Origin of the sequence: Pseudomonas songnenensis, assembly GCF_003696315.1 — a bacterium.
GTDB lineage: Bacteria > Pseudomonadota > Gammaproteobacteria > Pseudomonadales > Pseudomonadaceae > Stutzerimonas > Stutzerimonas songnenensis.
In genome coordinates this window covers 177,002-192,136 of the sequence record NZ_RFFN01000006.1, presented here as the reverse complement: position 1 = coordinate 192,136, position 15,135 = coordinate 177,002, and the positions used below count along the sequence as shown (strand labels likewise).

The window sequence follows — 15,135 nt, the reverse complement described above, 5'->3', positions numbered from 1 at the left end:
GAAGTCGGGGCAGAGGTCGCGGCGGTTAACAGCGCCACCGGTAGCGCGCTCGATCTGGATGGCGCGCTCTGCAGTGATGCCGCGCTGGCCGGAGATCAAACGGGAGAGATAGGTGGGCTTGACGCCGAGAAGAGCAGCGAGCTTTTGTTTCTCGCCGCGGGGCAGACTCTTGGTGTAAGTGGCGAGGTCCATTCGGGTTTACCTTGTGGTACATGTACCACGCAGTTTACCTCACCGGACCAACAGGTCAAGGTAATTTCCCGCAAGGAAAATGCCGGTTTTAATAGCGGCATGGACATCTCAGAAATTCGCAAACATCGGGTCGCCCAGCTCATTGATCAGCGCTTCAATGGGGTTGCTGCCGACTTCGCTGCAGCCATCAGCCGGCCGCCTTCTTACGTATCCCGCATGCTGTCCTCGAACAGGCACAGCAGGGGCATTGGCGAGACCATGGCGCGCTGGATTGAGCAGGAGCTCGACCTAGAGCCAGGCTTTGTAGATCGCCCGCTAGACGCAGCCGAGCGCCTTCCCGTTAAGCAGGCTGAGCTGCCTTATGAGCTGGAGCCGGTAGGCGTATGGGATGACGAAACCCCGCTTGAGGATGGCGAGGTTGAGCTACCCTTCCTGAAAGAGGTTGAGCTGTCCGCAGGAAGCGGCAGAACGGTCATCCATGAGGCAGGCTCACGGAAGATGCGCTTTGGTGCCAGGACGATGCGTGCGCGCGGCGTAGAGCCAGCCAACGCGGTTTGCGTGACAGTTACCGGAAACTCTATGGAGCCGGTATTGCGCGCCGGCGCCACCGTCAGCATTGACCGCGGTACGACCCGCATTCACGACGGCGACATGTACGCGATCGACCACGACGGCCAGCTGCGCGTGAAGCAGCTTTACCGCCTGCCAGGCGGCGGTATTCGCCTGCGCAGCTTCAATCGCGACGAGCATCCCGACGAGGAATACAGCCTCGAGCAAATCGAGCGCCACAAGATCCGAGTTCTCGGCCGAGTCTGGTGGGGCGCCATGTTTTTTTGAGGGCCTCCTTGGGGCCTTCCATCTCGCGTCAACCATGCCATCATCGACGAACGGTCGACCTATCTAATCTTTGGTTCAATTCTGGGGCGGTGCCATCATCAGGCACCCTGCTCCCGCGCCGATATAGAAAACAAATCGATGCGTAGATTGATTCATAGATTTAATTGTGCGCCCTGATAGCCGAATGCCACTACCCTGTAGCGATTTGTAAAGGACGCTAGGGAAAGGAGTTTTGATGGATTGTTCGACGTGCACCAATCGGTGCGAAAGCATGTTGTCCCGCAAGGAACTGGATAGAAGCGGAGTTGACCAGGCGAACGTCAGGAAACTTAGACTGCCTCGCGCAGTGCCAGCGCCGACCATGCCCTTCGATGCGGAGGTGCTGCTTGATTGCGAGGATAAGGAGGTGCGTCCTGGTGAAGCCTTCATCTTCGATATTGATGGCTCCATACGCTTTTCATATGCCTCCAAGCTGGCGGATGGCGGCCTGAAGCTCCAATCGACCTACGACCTGACCGGCTCGGAGGTAATTCACGCCAGTGATATCGGTAAAGTAAAGATCCTGGGGCGCGCCTTCCGAGTCGACTGGCTCACAGGATGACGCCCCAGATCAAAAAGAACCCGCTTCGGCGGGTTTTTTTGTGCCTGATTTTTGACTTTTGCGACAAGGAGTTACCTCTATGGAAGGTAAACTTTTCCATAAATATTTACCTCAACCGCTTGACGCATGTTTTCCGTGTGGTAAATTTACCTCAGCGCAACAAACAACGCCGGACACGCCGGCTAGGACGGGGAAGCCGAAGCTTTCTCCCAGCCCCCGCAAGGGGATCGACTGGCGACTGGACAGGAAGTCCGACGAGTTCTTTAGCAACGGATGAATCACTGAAGCGCCTTCGCATGAGGGCGCTTTGGGATGGCACCCCGATAAAGGAGATTCACATGGACACGATCCAAGTAGAAGGCTGGCAAGGTCGCCTTGGTCAAGGCCTGGCTCCTCGGCAGCTACTGGCAACGATGCTTTCGATGCTGGACCTGAAGGTGAACGAAATTGCCGAGCGCATGAACTGTGCGCCTTCCACGGCAGAGAAAACGCTAGACCGGGCGCGCTTCAAGATGGGCGCCAAGACAAACCGCGGCCTTATAGCAGAAGCCATGCGCCGGGGAATCATCGCCCCGCTCGTGCTGGCGTTATTGGTAGGCGGCGGGCAGTCGACACCGATGCAGCCCATGCGCCGTCCTGAAGCGCCAAGGACGCAGACGCTTACCCGAGTGCAGCGACTGGATGAGGCGCAGTTGGCGGCTTGATGAATCACAAACGACGAGGAAAGCGAAATGACTGACAGGCCCGTGAAGTTCCCGATCGAGGCTGAAATGAAGGTCGTCATCACCAATGGCGAAACCTTCGGGGTTGCAACCATAGGCCTTGGTTTTGGCAGCCTCCCAACTGAGCAGGATGTGGCGGAGCGCATTGCCAAGTTTGAGCGCGAAGAGCTTGCAGGCCTGACCGGTTACCGGCTCGCCACGGCGCCTGAGCTTTGGGACTACGCCTGTCTTGAGCGAACAGGTGAGACGTTCGCTACGCCGGCCAACTTCCGCGAGTTCGCACCGATCGCCTAACCCCACCCCCGCAGCTTGGCGACAGGCTGCAGCGGGGATTAACAGAATGGAGAGAGTGATGAACATCATCCATGAGTCAGCCATGACGATTGCGCGGTCGGCTGGCGGAAACCCGGTAACCGCGACCTTCGTCGTGATCCTGTTTGTCCTCGGCATTCAGATGGTCAGCGTGACCGTCGAGCGCCTGATCTGGGGCGAGCGTTTCGAGCACTGGCTGGACGTGGTGATCTTGGTCGCCTCGATGGCCTACGCCGCATACGTCGTCTACGCCTGCGCACTGCACAACTCTGGGCGCTGATCATGCTAACCCTCCTCCTCATCTGCGTACTAGCTGCGCTGTGGGGGTGGGAGTGGTGGCAGCGCAATAAGCCATCCTGATACCCATCGCATCCCCCCTTCCATCGCCCATCCGGGCAACCGAGGTATCCACCATGACAACTGACGAGCTGATCGAAGCTCTGGAGCCGTTCGCCCGCGAATCGGACCTATGGCACGGGACCATCAAGGATAGCCACGAGATTTGCACGGCTGGCTGCCCGGATGACCTAGACAACCCAGAGCGATTCATAACTGTCGGCGACCTGCGCCGGCTTAAGCAAATCCACGACGCGCTGCTCGCTGAGCAGGAGAGGAAGGCAGCATGAATAACGACATCCGCAACGCACTGCTTGACCTGTTCAGCGTGTGCCTGGAAGTGAACGGCGCAGGCCAATACCACGCGCACATGAGCTACTCGGCCCACATCAACGGCGTGCACGTATACGTCGTGCCAGCCGCGACTGACTACGGCGACCACAGCTACACGTACACGATGGAAGGCCGGGCCTATCTAGACGACGAGCTCGGCGGCACGCCAGATGAAGTCGTAGCGAACCTGAAAGCCCTATCCGATCGGGTCAGCGAGTTCCTGCTACCAGCACAGGAGGAGGCGGCATGAGCAAGGAAGTGAAGCGGTTCTATGCGCCGGACTATGAGACCGAGTACGCCAATGGTAAACGCGGCCAGATCCTTGCGGTTGCAGCCTCCGACTACGACGCCCTTCTCGCTGAGAGGGATGCGCTGCGGGAGGCGCTGAATTTCTCCTGCAAGTCACTTTGCAACGTGACCAGCTCGGATGGTAGCGGACATGCAGACATAGCTTTGGGCGTGCTGCGCTTGGCTGGGGTTGGCGCCGACGAGCGTGAGGCTTTGGTCGATGGCTGGAAAGCCAACGTGCAATGGCGCATGGACCACGCCGCCCTGCAAGGAGCCCAGCCATGACCGCCTACGTCCTCAAGGAGCTGGCCGGCGCCCTAGGCATCACCGTAGCCGGATCGCTTATCGGAACTCTCGCCTACGTGGCGCTATTGGGGGGTGTGTGATGGATGACCGCGAACTGTTGGAGCTGGCGGCTAAGGCCGTGGATTTGCAGTGGATGTCTTTCGGGGACAACGGCGCATGGATTGCTGGGCGCGAGACGCTGTGGAACCCGCTCACCGACGACGGCGATGCGCTGCGGTTGGCGAACAAGCTGCGCATGCGCATCGAGCACCACGTTCGCCATCCGTTCGTGGCTGTTTTCGCAGGAAAGGATTTTGACGCCGTGAAGGCTGAAGAGCCGCACGAGGTGGATGTGGACGCCGCCACCCGCCGCGCCATCGTCCGCGCCGCTGCCGAGATCGGGAGGGCCATGTGATGGCTAGCCAAAGACAACGAGCCCTGCGCTACGCATGGTGGCGGGGCTTAGCTGTCGCCCTGCTCGTTTTCACAGGATGGATATACGTCAGCGCACTGGCGGGGAGCATCACTCAATGACCAAGCACACACCAGGACCTTGGTTCATCGGCAGAAGCGGCCACGGGCAGCCATATCAGATTGAAACGGCTGATGGACTGTGCGTTACCAAGTGGGGCGGGATATCTCGGCCGGCTAGCCAAGAAGGTGAAGCCAACGCCCGATTAATCTCCGCGGCGCCCGATCTGCTAGATGCGCTGACCCAATGCCGAGCTGAGCTACTTTCGATGATCGACAAGCACAACAAGCAAGACGCGGACGACGGATCATGGCTCTACGACTATCAGACCGTTGTTGAGGCTGACGCCGCCCTCGCCAAAGCGCGAGGTGAGGCATGAACCGCACCCAATCCCTCCCCTACGACGACACCCCCACAGGCCACTCATTCGCAGCGGCGTGGTGGACCCTTACCGGGTTCGGCGTGCTGGCTGGACTGCTGCTGATCGGCCTGGCTGGCGAGGCGGCGATCTACACACTTTTCGGGTAACACCAACTAACGACAGGCTGCGCGAGACGCGGCCAGGGAGCCCATGTGTCTACAGAAACCCAAATAGCCATCGTGCCGCCGAAAGAAACCGCCCTGCAGGTCTTCCAGGCTGCGAACGGGCTTGACCCGTACCTGCAGCAGATTCGCGCCGAGATCGACGCCTTCGTGCCGGACGTGTCGACGAAGAAAGGACGCGACGCCATCGCATCGATTGCCCACAAGGTCGCCCGCTCTAAGACGGCGCTCGACAACGTGGGCAAGGAACTGGTCGCCGAGCTGAAGGAAATCCCGAAGAAGATCGACGCCGAGCGCAAGCGTATGCGCGACACGCTGGATGCCTGGAAGGACGAGGTGCGGGCGCCGCTGAATGCTTGGGAGCAGGCCGAAGCGGATCGGGTGGCAAGGCATGAAGAGCGAGTGCAACAACTGCGCGACTTTGCTATGTGCGACAACCTTCAGGCATCCGGCATCCGCGTTCAGATCGAAAACCTTGAGGCGATCGCAGTAGATGCAGGCTTCGAGGAATTCGAGGCAGAAGCGCACCGCGTGAAGACTGCGGCGCTGGTGATGCTCCGCAATGAGCTAGTGAAGCGCGAGCAGTACGAAGCCGAGCAGGCCGAACTCGAACGTCTCCGCGCAGAAGCCGCCCAACGCGAGCAGAAGGAGCGCGAGGAGCGAATCGCCCGGGAAGCAGCCGAGCAGGCCCATCGCGAAGCCGAGCAACGCGCACAGGCCGAGCGTGACGCAGCAGCCAAGCGCGAAGCCGACGCCAAGGCAGCAGCCGAGCGCCGCGAGCTGGAACTGAAGCTGCAGGCCGAACAAGCAGAGCGCGAGAAGCTGGAAGCCCAGCAGCGCGCCGAGCAGGCAGAGCGTGACGCCGCCGAACGCGCCGACCGCGCAGCAGCAGCCGAACGCCAGCGCCAAGCCTACGAGCAGGCCCGCCAAGAAGCCGAGGCCAAGGCCCGCGAGGCGGACAAAGCGCACAAGGCCGCAATCAACCGCGCAGCACTGGAAGCGTTCGTTGCTGGCGGAATGACCGAAGAGTGCGCCAAGCAGGCCGTTACGCTGATCGCCAAGCGCCAGATTCCGAACATCCAGATCACTTACTGAGGTAGATCCGATGAGCACAGCACTGACACCGCTACTGAACAAATTCGCCCAGCGCTACGAGATGGGCGCCACCCCGGCAGAGGTCGCCAACACCCTTAAGCAGACCTGCTTTAAGGGCCAGGTCAGCGACGCGCAGATGGTCGCCCTGCTGATTGTCGCGGATCAGTACAAGCTGAACCCGTTCACGAAAGAGCTGTACGCCTTCCCGGACAAGAACAACGGGATTGTGCCGGTTGTTGGCTTGGATGGTTGGTCGCGCATCATCAACGAGCATCCGCAGTTTGACGGGATGGACTTCGAGATGCCGGCCGACGGCAGCGAGTACACATGCCGGATTTACCGGAAGGACCGCAAGCACCCGACCAGCATCACCGAGTACATGTCCGAGTGTAAGCGCAACACTCAGCCGTGGCAGTCGCACCCTAAGCGGATGCTGCGTCACAAGGCCATGATCCAGTGCGCCCGCCTTGCGTTCGGATTTGCCGGCATCTACGACCAGGATGAAGCCGAGCGCATCGTGGAGCGCGACGTGACGCCCGGCGAGACGATCGAGGACGTTACCGAAGCTCTATCAATGATCAACGCAGCGCCGACGATGGAAGACCTGCAAGCCGCTTTCGGCGATGCCTGGAAAGCCCACAAGTCGAAAGGCGCACGCGACCAACTGACAACCGCCAAGGACGCACGCAAGAAGTTCCTTATGGAGCAGCCAGTCGACGCCGAGTACGAGGAGGTGAAAGATGGATCAGCGCAGTGATGAATGGTTCGCAGCCAGGCTTGGCAAGGTCACGGCAAGCAAGGTCAAAGACGTAATGGCAAAGGGGCGCGGAGGCGCCCCTTCTGCTACCCGCCAGAACTACATGATGCAGTTGCTTTGCGAGCGGTTGACTGGAATGCCCGGTGGGGAAGACCTGTCGCGCAAGCCGGCCGTTCAGCGCGGCAATGAGTTGGAGCCTATCGCACGCTCCGCTTATGAGGTCGACAAAGGCCTGATGATCGTCGAGGCGGGCTTGCTTCTGCACCCGAAGATCGAAAGCTTCGGTGCCTCGCCAGACGGCTTGATCCTGCTGCCCAAGGGTCGCGGCGGCCTAGAAATCAAATGCCCGAACACAGCCACCCACGTCGCCACTATCCAATCCGGCAAGCATGACCCGCAGTACGAATGGCAGATGTTCGCGCAGATGGCCTGCGCCGAACTGGAATGGGTCGACTTCGTGACCTTCGATGACCGCCTGCCAGATGAACTGCAGTACGCCTGCTTCCGCCTGGAGCGAGACGAGGCACGCATTCGGCAGATGGAAACAGAAATTAAGCTCTTCCTCGAAGAGCTGGCAGAACTTGAACACGAAATGCGAGAGCGCATGAGGAGTAAGGCGGCATGAATGTCTTTTCGTTTACCGGGAACCTCGGCAAGGACTGCCGCGTAGGAACGGGCCAGACGGCCATGGTCAGCTTCGGCGTAGGCGTCAAATCGGGCTGGGGCGACAAGGCTCAAACGATCTGGATCGACTGTACCCTTTGGGGCAAGCAAGCCGAGTCTCGGCTCAGCGAGTTTCTGGTGAAGGGCCAGCAGGTCGCGGTCAGCGGCGAGCTGGGCACCCGCGAGCATGAAGGCAAAACGTACCTGACCTGCCGCGTGAACACGATTGATCTGGTCGGCGGCAAGCGCGAAGAAGCATCGCAGGAACAGGCGGCGCGGCAGCCAGCGCCGCGGCAGCAGTCGAGCCAGTCTGCACCTCCGGAGGATGAATTCATCGATGACATCCCCTTTGCCGACCCATACCGCGGCGCCCGCTCGCTGCTGATCTGATCCACCCCGGGCGCCCCGCGCGCCCTCCTCCCGGTACATCCCAATGCTCATAGACAACCATGCCATAGCGCAGGGCGAGGCTCTGCGCGCTGAATTAGACCTGTCCGCGAAGATAGCGGCATATGAGGCCGAGTTCGGGCCAGTCCAGACCCTGCCGATTCGCACAGACGACAAGCGCGTCCCGTATCGGATCAGCTGCCCAGAGAAGAAGAAGGCGGACAAGGACAAGGCCCGCTCGAAGCTCGTCGAGCAGCGCTCCCGCGAACGTCAGCGCAGCTCAGAACGCATCAGCGCCATGCTGAAGATCGGCGTCTCGCCGCGGATCATTGCCGAGCGCATCGGCATAGCTGAGCGCTCCGTGCGCCGGATCATGGCAGAGGACGGGATCACGCCATGAAGACCTTCGACCTGCACTCGCAGAAGTTCGAGCCGGCGTGGCGCCAAGGATGGAACGCCAAGCCAGATGCTGTTTGCCCCTACGGAATTTCGCGCATCGGCCATCGCTGTGCCTGGCTGGCGGCTCACCGTGATCGACACGGGGCGCTGGCGGCATAACAACCGGAGGCCACATGCGACCCAAGACCCAAATCTGGCTGCACAAGCCGACCAACACCCGCCACTACATCGCCGGATCGAACGGTGCCGCGTTCCTGATGCAGGCGCTGAGCCGTAACCCGCGCTACGCCACCGAGGCGGAACTGAACAACGCTGCCATATGGAGCAAGGTATGAACGACACACTGAAGGTAGCCGGGCGAATCGGCGCTGAGCTGGGGGCTGCGAAGGCTGAGGTGGAGAGGTTGCGCGGGTTGTTGCGTGACGTGAGTGATGTTTTTGAAGGCCAGCATCCCGCTCCAGGCCTGGTAATCGCCCGCGTTCGAAATACGCTATCCCAGCAGGCCGAGCCGAAGTGCGTCACCTGCAACGATGTCGGCATTGTCGGTCACAGCATGCTTTGCCCTGAATGCGCAGATACATGGCAGCAGGCCAAGCCAGCCCCGGCGCAGGATGAGCGGAGCGATGAGCTTGAGGCCATCCATCAATATGCGTTCGAAGTCGGCGGCACGGAGGGCGGCGAATACATACTCGAGCCGGAAGAGCTGGACGAAGTGGTGCGGCGCGCTAATGAGCCGCTGGAAGATGTTCTGCGCTCGCTGGCGTGCTCCCTTGGTGCTGGCGGTTACAACGCTCCGACAGTTGATCCAGCTGTATTCGAACAGAAGATTCGATGGGGTATCGACCAGCTAACCCGCCCCGCGCAGACCGAGCAGCAGCCGGTGACCTGGCAGTTCTATCAGGACGGAAAATGGTGGAACGGCGACGACCGAATTAAGGATCACCGGAAGAACACCGAGGCCGCTGGCATACCGGTACGCGATCTGTACGCCGCCCCCATCGCGCAGACCGCCCCGCAGCCGGAGCAGAGCGGGCTGGTGACGCTGCCGCGAGAACTTGTGTTGCGAGCAGTTGCGGCGCCGACAAAGAACTCCGTGCGGGAAAACCACAGCCTGATTATCGACCGCGGACGCGCCCAAGCCGAAATCCGCGCCGCCCTGTCAGCCGTGACAGCCGAGCGGGATAGGCTGCTGGAGGCAAAAACTGCAGCCGCTCTGCATGCAGCAGTCAGTGCCATCTACTTCGACGACAACAGCGACTTTTGCTCTGCGCTTTGGGAGGTTGTCCGCAGCCTAGCGCCGGAGCTTGTCGACGAGCTCGAATCGAACCCATCAGCTGTCTGGCACAAAACCGAGTCCATGGCTGCGAAGGAGGCGTGAATGCGGAAGTTTCATTCAGCTCTCGCACTTGCATTAAGCGCTGCTGTGGCTTGCGCATGGTCACCGCCAGATTTGATCCAGCGCACCGACGACCCATACGCCCGCTCACCGCGCAGCAAGGGCGAAAAGGCACGGAACAAGCGGCACCGCCGCCACTAACCCCACCCCATCAAACAGCCTGCCGGCGAGAGTCGGCGGGGAGGTAGACCTATGTCCGTGAGAGACGAAACGATTGGAGACCTGAAGGAAGTTCTGGCTGAGCTAGAGGGCTCCGACCTCCAAAACTCCTGCTACTGCATCGTGGTTACAGGCAACAGCGCCTGCCACTCGGATTCAATCTTCGGCTTTGCATCTGACCCGGAAGACCCTGAAGCCATACGCCGATTCATTGGCGCCTTGGAGCAGATCAAGGCGCACGCAATTAAAGACCTGATGGCAGAGCACGGCAATGAGTGACGATAACCCGACGCTCGACTACCGCATGACGTTTCAGTCAGCGATGTACGTCGTGAAGTCCAAGGACGCCGTGATCCGCGCAATGGAAGCGATCAACGAAGGCCGTCCGCAAGCGGCCTACATGGCATTGCACGAGCTGATCATGCTGCCAGGCATAGACGAGATTGACGGCGCCGTAATGACGCTAGTCAAGGGGGAGTAGACATGCACACAGACACGGCGATAGCAGAGTTCGAGGCGTGGTGGCAGCAGCAGCTCGGGCACACCCGTTTCGAGGACGTGAAGGATCAGATGCGGAATGTGTGGGTGGCTTCGCGGGCGGAGTTGGTGATTGAACTGCCTGACGGTGAATTGATGGACGACGGGGTCGACGAGTGGGGAGGCAGAGCATCAATCCTGATGCTGCACCCTGATGAATGCCGCGCCGCCATCGAAGCAGCCGGCGTAACGGTGAGGGGGTGAGGGATGTTCATGACACCGCAGGAAGTGGCGGACCTGACCGGCTACCAGAAGCCAAGCAAGCAAATTGCCTGGCTGACGGCTGAGAAGTTCGGGTTCGTGGTAGGCGGCGACGGACATCCCAAGGTGCTGCGCGACGTTGTATTGTCGCGCCTTGGAGCCGTCAAAACATCGAAGAAGGAGCCGCAGCTGAGGCTGACGGGCTGAGGACACGAGCATGCGCCCGAGGAAGAAGGACCGGCATCTGCCGGCGTGCATGTACCAGAAGCACGGAGCGTACTACCTGGTTCGCAATGGGAAGTGGGAGCGGCTTGGCACGGATCTGCAGGAGGTGCTGATGATCTACGCCAAGCGGATGGCTGCAGGGACGCAGGGCGGCATGCCTGATCTGATTGACCGTGCATTCAAGCACCACTGCAAGCTCAAGAAGTTGAGCCAGAACACGGTGGCGCAGTATGAAATCGCGGCCGAGCGACTGAAGACGATCTTTGCGGAGTTCGAGCCGCGCCAGGTGCTACCGAAGCACGTGGCCGCGGTGAAGATGGAGTTGGCTGGCACCCCGAACATGTGCAACCGGATTCTGTCATTCCTGCGCGTCGTGTTCGGCTATGCGCTTGAGTGGCAAGAGGTCGACTCAAATCCGTGCACCGGAATCAGCCGGCACGCAGAGGGCCGACGCGATCGCTACATCACCGACGCAGAGTTCGGCGCCCTGCTCAACGCGGCAAGCCCCTACATTCGGGCAATCCTTGAAATGTGCTACCTGACCGGCCAGCGCATAGGAGACGTGATCGCTATCCGCCTGGCGGACATCAGCGACGAGGGAGTTTCGTTTGTGCAGGAGAAGACAGGCGCAAAGCTGATCGTGGCCATGACGCCAGACCTGCAGGCCGTCATCGATCGTGCCAAGGCGCTACCGCGAAAGGTCCGGACGCTCACTCTGTTCTGCTCACGCACCGGGAAGCCAGTCAGCTACGAGACGGTCAAGGAAGCGTTTCAAGCGCTGCGCGAGAAGACCGGCATCCATGACGTGAAGATCCACGACATCCGTGCCAAATCGCTCACCGATGCCGACAGGGAAGGCAAAAACGCACAGACACTCGGAGGCCACGCCGACGCCAGAATGACCGCTCGCTACCTGCGCGGCCGGTTGCCGAAGATCGCCCAGGCGCCGACAATGCCGTCCCGGATCGGCTGAAGTATTAGACAGAATCGATGAGTATTAGACAGAAAGCCTCAGAGGCCAGCAATGACGGGCTTTCTAGCCACACTCCGATGATGCAGCAGTACTGGAAGCTCAAGCGCGAGCATCCGGATCAGCTGATGTTCTACCGCATGGGTGATTTCTACGAGCTGTTCTACGACGATGCCAAGAAGGCCGCTGCGCTGCTCGACATCACCCTGACTGCGCGCGGTCAGTCGGCGGGCACGGCGATACCCATGGCCGGCATTCCGTTCCACTCCGCCGAGGGCTATCTGGCGCGCCTGGTCAAGCTTGGCGAATCGGTGGTGATCTGCGAGCAGATCGGCGACCCGGCCACCAGCAAGGGGCCAGTGGAACGCCAGGTGGTGCGCATCATCACGCCGGGCACGGTAAGCGACGAGGCGCTGCTCGACGAGCGCCGCGACAACCTGCTGGCCGCCGTAGTCGGCGATGAGCGCCTGTTCGGTCTGTCGGTGCTGGACATCGCCAGCGGACGTTTCAGCGTGCAGGAACTCAAGGGCTGGGAAACCCTGCTCGCCGAACTGGAGCGCCTGAGCCCGGCGGAACTGTTGATTCCGGACGACTGGCCGCAGGGCCTGCCGCTGGAAAAGCGCCGCGGTGTGCGCCGCCGCGCGCCCTGGGATTTCGATCGCGATTCGGCGTTCAAGAGCCTCTGCCAGCAGTTCTCCACCCAGGACCTCAAGGGCTTCGGCTGCGAGAGCCTGACGTTGGCCATCGGTGCCGCCGGCTGCCTGCTGGCCTATGCCAAGGACACCCAGCGCACTGCCCTGCCCCACCTGCGCAGCTTGCGCCACGAGCGCCTCGACGACACGGTGATCCTCGACGGTGCCAGCCGGCGCAATCTGGAGCTGGATGTCAATCTTTCTGGCGGCCGCGACAACACGCTGCAATCGGTCATGGACCGCTGCCAGACCGCCATGGGTTCGCGCCTGTTGACCCGCTGGCTGAACCGCCCCCTGCGCAACCGCGAGATCCTCGAAGCGCGCCAGGACTCGATCACCTGCCTGCTGGAGCACTACCGCTTCGAACAGCTGCAGCCGCAGCTCAAGGACATCGGTGACCTGGAACGCATCCTCGCCCGTATCGGCCTGCGCAACGCCCGCCCGCGCGATCTGGCGCGCCTGCGCGATGCGCTTGCGGCGCTGCCGCAGCTGCAGGCGGGCATGCAGGATCTGGTGGCGCCGCATCTGCTCGAACTGGCAAAAAGCATCAGCACCTACCCGGAGCTGGCCGAACTGCTGGCCCGCGCCATCATCGACAACCCGCCGGCGGTGATCCGCGACGGTGGCGTGCTGAAGACCGGTTATGACGCCGAGCTGGACGAGCTGCAGTCGCTCTCCGAGAACGCCGGCCAGTACCTGATGGATCTGGAGACCCGCGAGAAGGCCCGCACTGGCCTGGCCAACCTCAAGGTCGGCTACAACCGCGTGCACGGCTACTTCATCGAGCTGCCGAGCAAGCAGGCCGAATCCGCGCCGGCCGACTACATCCGCCGGCAGACGCTCAAGGGCGCCGAGCGCTTCATCACCCCTGAGCTGAAGGAGTTCGAGGACAAGGCGCTGTCGGCCAAGAGCCGCGCCCTCGCCCGCGAGAAGCTGCTCTATGACGAGCTGCTGGAAATGCTCATCGGCCACCTGGCACCGCTGCAGGAGAGTGCCGCCGCCCTGGCCGAGCTGGACGTGCTGAGCAACCTCGCCGAGCGCGCGCTCAATCTCGACCTGAATCGCCCACGCTTCATCGAGCAGCCGTGCATGCGCATCGAGCAAGGCCGCCATCCGGTGGTCGAGCAGGTGTTGGAGACGCCCTTCGTGGCCAATGATCTCGCCCTCGACGATGCCACCCGCATGCTGGTGATCACCGGGCCGAACATGGGCGGTAAATCGACCTATATGCGCCAGACCGCGCTGATCGTCCTGCTGGCGCAGATCGGCAGCTTCGTCCCCGCCGCGGCTTGCGAGCTGTCGCTGGTGGACCGCATCTTCACCCGTATCGGCTCCTCGGACGACCTTGCCGGTGGCCGCTCCACCTTCATGGTGGAGATGAGCGAAACCGCCAACATCCTGCACAACGCCAGCGATCGCAGCCTGGTGCTGATGGACGAAGTGGGCCGCGGCACAAGCACCTTCGATGGCCTTTCGCTGGCCTGGGCTGCCGCCGAGCACCTGGCCAAGCTGCGTGCGTTTACCCTGTTCGCCACCCATTACTTCGAGCTGACCGTATTGCCCGAAAGCGAGCCGGTCGTGGCCAACGTCCATCTATCCGCTACCGAGCACAACGAGCGCATCGTCTTTCTGCACCACGTACTGCCGGGGCCGGCGAGCCAGAGCTACGGCCTGGCGGTGGCGCAGCTGGCCGGCGTGCCGGGTGAAGTCATCCAGCGCGCGCGCGACCATCTGTCGCGCCTGGAAACCACCAGCCTGGCTCACGAAGCACCGAGAATAGCGCCCGGCCAGCCGGCACCGCCGATGCAGAGCGACTTGTTCGCCAGCCTGCCGCATCCGGTGCTCGAGGAATTGGGACGGATCAATCCCGATGATGTAACGCCGCGCCAGGCGCTGGACCTGCTATACAGCTTGAAAACTCGCATTTGATACGCCGCGAAAGCTGCTAGAATCGCGCGCATTTTTTTGATAAGCGGCATTTGCCTGTGCCGCCTACTCGCAGGGGCGTCACCGTAACGCCTACCTGACACGCCTGAGGAGATAGCTAGACATGACCTTCGTCGTCACCGACAACTGCATCAAGTGCAAATACACCGATTGCGTGGAAGTCTGCCCGGTGGACTGCTTCTACGAAGGCCCGAACTTTCTGGTGATTCACCCGGACGAGTGCATCGACTGCGCACTGTGCGAGCCGGAGTGCCCGGCTCAGGCGATCTTCTCCGAGGACGAGGTACCGGAAGATCAGCAGGAGTTCATCGAGCTCAACGCTGATCTGGCGGAAGTCTGGCCGAACATCACCGAGAAGAAAGACGCCCTGGCCGATGCCGAAGAGTGGGACGGCGTGAAGGACAAACTGCAGTATCTGGAGCGCTGATCGCCAGCCGATTCCAGACACAAAAAAAATGCCCGCAGCGATGCGGGCATTTTCATTTGTGCTGCCGCCGGGCAGCGACAGGTCAGGCCTTGTCGATGCCTTTCTTCAGCGTGTCTTTGACATCACCCTTGACCTGCTGGGCCTCGCCCTTGATTTCCTGGCGCTGGCCTTCGCCTTTCATGCGCTCGTTGTCGGTCGCTTCGCCCACACCCTGCTTGATCTTGCCCACGGCTTCGTTGGTGTTGCCCTTGATCTTGTCTTCAGTACTGCTCATGGCGTGACCCTCGCTTCTTCATTGATGACATAAGGGTGGACCGCCCGAGCGAAGCGTTAGTTTCTCCCGGCCATCGGGCTAGAGC

At 61.3% G+C, this 15,135-nt stretch carries 26 protein-coding genes; 25 read left to right on the top strand and 1 reads right to left on the bottom strand.

Annotated features, from left to right (window positions below; translation table 11 throughout):
* The first annotated feature begins 408 nt into the window (after window positions 1–408).
* The 25 genes from EA798_RS16620 (at window position 409) to fdxA (ending at window position 14,776) form a co-directional block, all read left to right on the top strand.
* Window positions 409–1,029, top strand: coding sequence for a S24 family peptidase (locus tag EA798_RS16620; RefSeq protein WP_122099675.1), 621 nt, complete (start codon window positions 409–411; stop codon window positions 1,027–1,029).
* Between the two features lie 271 nt (window positions 1,030–1,300).
* Complete coding sequence (locus EA798_RS16615) at window positions 1,301–1,630, top strand: hypothetical protein (RefSeq protein WP_147456786.1); 330 nt, start codon at window positions 1,301–1,303, stop codon at window positions 1,628–1,630.
* A gap of 338 nt (window positions 1,631–1,968) precedes the next feature.
* Window positions 1,969–2,334, top strand: coding sequence for a helix-turn-helix transcriptional regulator (locus EA798_RS16610; protein WP_122099642.1), 366 nt, complete (start codon window positions 1,969–1,971; stop codon window positions 2,332–2,334).
* 27 nt (window positions 2,335–2,361) lie between these two features.
* Window positions 2,362–2,646, top strand: a complete 285-nt coding sequence (locus EA798_RS16605) for a hypothetical protein (protein ID WP_244221289.1) — start codon at window positions 2,362–2,364, stop codon at window positions 2,644–2,646.
* Between the two features lie 58 nt (window positions 2,647–2,704).
* On the top strand, window positions 2,705–2,944 hold the full coding sequence (locus EA798_RS16600; protein WP_122099641.1) for a hypothetical protein: 240 nt from the start codon (window positions 2,705–2,707) through the stop codon (window positions 2,942–2,944).
* A gap of 133 nt (window positions 2,945–3,077) precedes the next feature.
* Window positions 3,078–3,290, top strand: a complete 213-nt coding sequence (locus EA798_RS16595) for a hypothetical protein (protein ID WP_122099640.1) — start codon at window positions 3,078–3,080, stop codon at window positions 3,288–3,290.
* Window positions 3,287–3,583: a hypothetical protein gene (locus tag EA798_RS16590; protein ID WP_122099639.1), complete on the top strand. Its 297-nt coding sequence runs from the start codon at window positions 3,287–3,289 to the stop codon at window positions 3,581–3,583. The genes EA798_RS16595 and EA798_RS16590 overlap by 4 nt, the downstream gene beginning before the upstream one ends.
* Window positions 3,580–3,906, top strand: coding sequence for a hypothetical protein (locus EA798_RS16585; RefSeq protein WP_122099638.1), 327 nt, complete (start codon window positions 3,580–3,582; stop codon window positions 3,904–3,906). The genes EA798_RS16590 and EA798_RS16585 overlap by 4 nt, the downstream gene beginning before the upstream one ends.
* A 100-nt stretch (window positions 3,907–4,006) precedes the next feature.
* A complete protein-coding gene (locus EA798_RS16580; protein WP_122099637.1) occupies window positions 4,007–4,321 on the top strand; it encodes a hypothetical protein in 315 nt (104 codons plus the stop codon).
* A 115-nt stretch (window positions 4,322–4,436) separates the two neighbouring features.
* Window positions 4,437–4,757, top strand: a complete 321-nt coding sequence (locus EA798_RS16575; protein ID WP_122099636.1) for a hypothetical protein — start codon at window positions 4,437–4,439, stop codon at window positions 4,755–4,757.
* The gene (locus tag EA798_RS20660; RefSeq protein ID WP_167462975.1) at window positions 4,754–4,906 is read left to right on the top strand and encodes a hypothetical protein; all 153 of its coding nucleotides are present in this window, start codon (window positions 4,754–4,756) and stop codon (window positions 4,904–4,906) included. Before EA798_RS16575 ends, EA798_RS20660 begins: the two co-directional genes overlap by 4 nt.
* 45 nt (window positions 4,907–4,951) lie before the next feature.
* Window positions 4,952–6,016: a coiled-coil domain-containing protein gene (locus tag EA798_RS16570; RefSeq protein WP_122099635.1), complete on the top strand. Its 1,065-nt coding sequence runs from the start codon at window positions 4,952–4,954 to the stop codon at window positions 6,014–6,016.
* Between the two features lie 10 nt (window positions 6,017–6,026).
* Window positions 6,027–6,773 carry a phage recombination protein Bet gene (gene bet, locus EA798_RS16565; RefSeq protein ID WP_122099634.1) on the top strand — a complete coding sequence of 249 codons (747 nt, stop codon included), beginning with the start codon at window positions 6,027–6,029 and terminating at the stop codon, window positions 6,771–6,773.
* Window positions 6,757–7,398 (top strand): lambda exonuclease family protein, encoded by a 642-nt coding sequence (locus EA798_RS16560; RefSeq protein WP_122099633.1) that lies wholly within the window; start codon window positions 6,757–6,759, stop codon window positions 7,396–7,398. The genes bet and EA798_RS16560 overlap by 17 nt, the downstream gene beginning before the upstream one ends.
* The gene (locus EA798_RS16555) at window positions 7,395–7,826 is read left to right on the top strand and encodes a single-stranded DNA-binding protein (RefSeq protein WP_122099632.1); all 432 of its coding nucleotides are present in this window, start codon (window positions 7,395–7,397) and stop codon (window positions 7,824–7,826) included. The genes EA798_RS16560 and EA798_RS16555 overlap by 4 nt, the downstream gene beginning before the upstream one ends.
* Window positions 7,827–7,869: 43 nt before the next feature.
* Window positions 7,870–8,223 (top strand): hypothetical protein, encoded by a 354-nt coding sequence (locus tag EA798_RS20710; protein WP_208643725.1) that lies wholly within the window; start codon window positions 7,870–7,872, stop codon window positions 8,221–8,223.
* 172 nt (window positions 8,224–8,395) lie between these two features.
* Window positions 8,396–8,557: a hypothetical protein gene (locus tag EA798_RS20655; RefSeq protein WP_167462973.1), complete on the top strand. Its 162-nt coding sequence runs from the start codon at window positions 8,396–8,398 to the stop codon at window positions 8,555–8,557.
* A complete protein-coding gene (locus EA798_RS16545; RefSeq protein WP_122099631.1) occupies window positions 8,554–9,600 on the top strand; it encodes a hypothetical protein in 1,047 nt (348 codons plus the stop codon). Before EA798_RS20655 ends, EA798_RS16545 begins: the two co-directional genes overlap by 4 nt.
* A 210-nt stretch (window positions 9,601–9,810) precedes the next feature.
* Entirely contained in the window at window positions 9,811–10,056 is a 246-nt protein-coding gene (locus tag EA798_RS16540) for a hypothetical protein (protein ID WP_122099630.1), read from the top strand.
* Entirely contained in the window at window positions 10,049–10,258 is a 210-nt protein-coding gene (locus EA798_RS16535; protein ID WP_122099629.1) for a hypothetical protein, read from the top strand. The genes EA798_RS16540 and EA798_RS16535 overlap by 8 nt, the downstream gene beginning before the upstream one ends.
* A 2-nt stretch (window positions 10,259–10,260) precedes the next feature.
* Window positions 10,261–10,518, top strand: a complete 258-nt coding sequence (locus tag EA798_RS16530) for a phiTE_015 family protein (protein WP_122099628.1) — start codon at window positions 10,261–10,263, stop codon at window positions 10,516–10,518.
* A 3-nt stretch (window positions 10,519–10,521) separates the two neighbouring features.
* Window positions 10,522–10,722: a DUF4224 domain-containing protein gene (locus EA798_RS16525; RefSeq protein WP_122099627.1), complete on the top strand. Its 201-nt coding sequence runs from the start codon at window positions 10,522–10,524 to the stop codon at window positions 10,720–10,722.
* 10 nt (window positions 10,723–10,732) lie between these two features.
* Window positions 10,733–11,713, top strand: coding sequence for a tyrosine-type recombinase/integrase (locus EA798_RS16520; protein WP_122099626.1), 981 nt, complete (start codon window positions 10,733–10,735; stop codon window positions 11,711–11,713).
* Window positions 11,714–11,730: 17 nt separating this feature from the next.
* A complete protein-coding gene (mutS, locus tag EA798_RS16515) occupies window positions 11,731–14,331 on the top strand; it encodes a DNA mismatch repair protein MutS (protein WP_122099625.1) in 2,601 nt (866 codons plus the stop codon).
* 121 nt (window positions 14,332–14,452) lie between these two features.
* Window positions 14,453–14,776 carry a ferredoxin FdxA gene (gene fdxA / locus EA798_RS16510; RefSeq protein ID WP_003285709.1) on the top strand — a complete coding sequence of 108 codons (324 nt, stop codon included), beginning with the start codon at window positions 14,453–14,455 and terminating at the stop codon, window positions 14,774–14,776.
* Window positions 14,777–14,858: 82 nt separating this feature from the next.
* Here fdxA and EA798_RS16505 read toward each other — a convergent pair whose 3' ends face one another.
* Entirely contained in the window at window positions 14,859–15,050 is a 192-nt protein-coding gene (locus EA798_RS16505; protein WP_003285706.1) for a CsbD family protein, read from the bottom strand.
* Window positions 15,051–15,135 lie beyond the last annotated feature (85 nt).

Coding starts and splice junctions, on each gene's coding strand:
- EA798_RS16610 (WP_122099642.1), top strand. CDS start 1,969: ATGGACACGATCCAAGTAGAAGGCTGGCAAGGTCGCCTTGGTCAAGGC.
- EA798_RS16540 (WP_122099630.1), top strand. CDS start 9,811: ATGTCCGTGAGAGACGAAACGATTGGAGACCTGAAGGAAGTTCTGGCT.
- bet (WP_122099634.1), top strand. CDS start 6,027: ATGAGCACAGCACTGACACCGCTACTGAACAAATTCGCCCAGCGCTAC.
- EA798_RS16590 (WP_122099639.1), top strand. CDS start 3,287: ATGAATAACGACATCCGCAACGCACTGCTTGACCTGTTCAGCGTGTGC.
- EA798_RS16535 (WP_122099629.1), top strand. CDS start 10,049: ATGAGTGACGATAACCCGACGCTCGACTACCGCATGACGTTTCAGTCA.
- EA798_RS20710 (WP_208643725.1), top strand. CDS start 7,870: ATGCTCATAGACAACCATGCCATAGCGCAGGGCGAGGCTCTGCGCGCT.
- EA798_RS16555 (WP_122099632.1), top strand. CDS start 7,395: ATGAATGTCTTTTCGTTTACCGGGAACCTCGGCAAGGACTGCCGCGTA.
- EA798_RS16620 (WP_122099675.1), top strand. CDS start 409: ATGCTGTCCTCGAACAGGCACAGCAGGGGCATTGGCGAGACCATGGCG.
- EA798_RS16585 (WP_122099638.1), top strand. CDS start 3,580: ATGAGCAAGGAAGTGAAGCGGTTCTATGCGCCGGACTATGAGACCGAG.
- EA798_RS16560 (WP_122099633.1), top strand. CDS start 6,757: ATGGATCAGCGCAGTGATGAATGGTTCGCAGCCAGGCTTGGCAAGGTC.
- EA798_RS20660 (WP_167462975.1), top strand. CDS start 4,754: ATGAACCGCACCCAATCCCTCCCCTACGACGACACCCCCACAGGCCAC.
- EA798_RS16520 (WP_122099626.1), top strand. CDS start 10,733: ATGCGCCCGAGGAAGAAGGACCGGCATCTGCCGGCGTGCATGTACCAG.
- EA798_RS16580 (WP_122099637.1), top strand. CDS start 4,007: ATGGATGACCGCGAACTGTTGGAGCTGGCGGCTAAGGCCGTGGATTTG.
- EA798_RS16530 (WP_122099628.1), top strand. CDS start 10,261: ATGCACACAGACACGGCGATAGCAGAGTTCGAGGCGTGGTGGCAGCAG.
- EA798_RS20655 (WP_167462973.1), top strand. CDS start 8,396: ATGCGACCCAAGACCCAAATCTGGCTGCACAAGCCGACCAACACCCGC.
- fdxA (WP_003285709.1), top strand. CDS start 14,453: ATGACCTTCGTCGTCACCGACAACTGCATCAAGTGCAAATACACCGAT.
- EA798_RS16545 (WP_122099631.1), top strand. CDS start 8,554: ATGAACGACACACTGAAGGTAGCCGGGCGAATCGGCGCTGAGCTGGGG.
- mutS (WP_122099625.1), top strand. CDS start 11,731: ATGAGTATTAGACAGAAAGCCTCAGAGGCCAGCAATGACGGGCTTTCT.
- EA798_RS16595 (WP_122099640.1), top strand. CDS start 3,078: ATGACAACTGACGAGCTGATCGAAGCTCTGGAGCCGTTCGCCCGCGAA.
- EA798_RS16575 (WP_122099636.1), top strand. CDS start 4,437: ATGACCAAGCACACACCAGGACCTTGGTTCATCGGCAGAAGCGGCCAC.
- EA798_RS16600 (WP_122099641.1), top strand. CDS start 2,705: ATGAACATCATCCATGAGTCAGCCATGACGATTGCGCGGTCGGCTGGC.
- EA798_RS16525 (WP_122099627.1), top strand. CDS start 10,522: ATGTTCATGACACCGCAGGAAGTGGCGGACCTGACCGGCTACCAGAAG.
- EA798_RS16605 (WP_244221289.1), top strand. CDS start 2,362: ATGACTGACAGGCCCGTGAAGTTCCCGATCGAGGCTGAAATGAAGGTC.
- EA798_RS16505 (WP_003285706.1), bottom strand. CDS start 15,050: ATGAGCAGTACTGAAGACAAGATCAAGGGCAACACCAACGAAGCCGTG.
- EA798_RS16615 (WP_147456786.1), top strand. CDS start 1,301: ATGTTGTCCCGCAAGGAACTGGATAGAAGCGGAGTTGACCAGGCGAAC.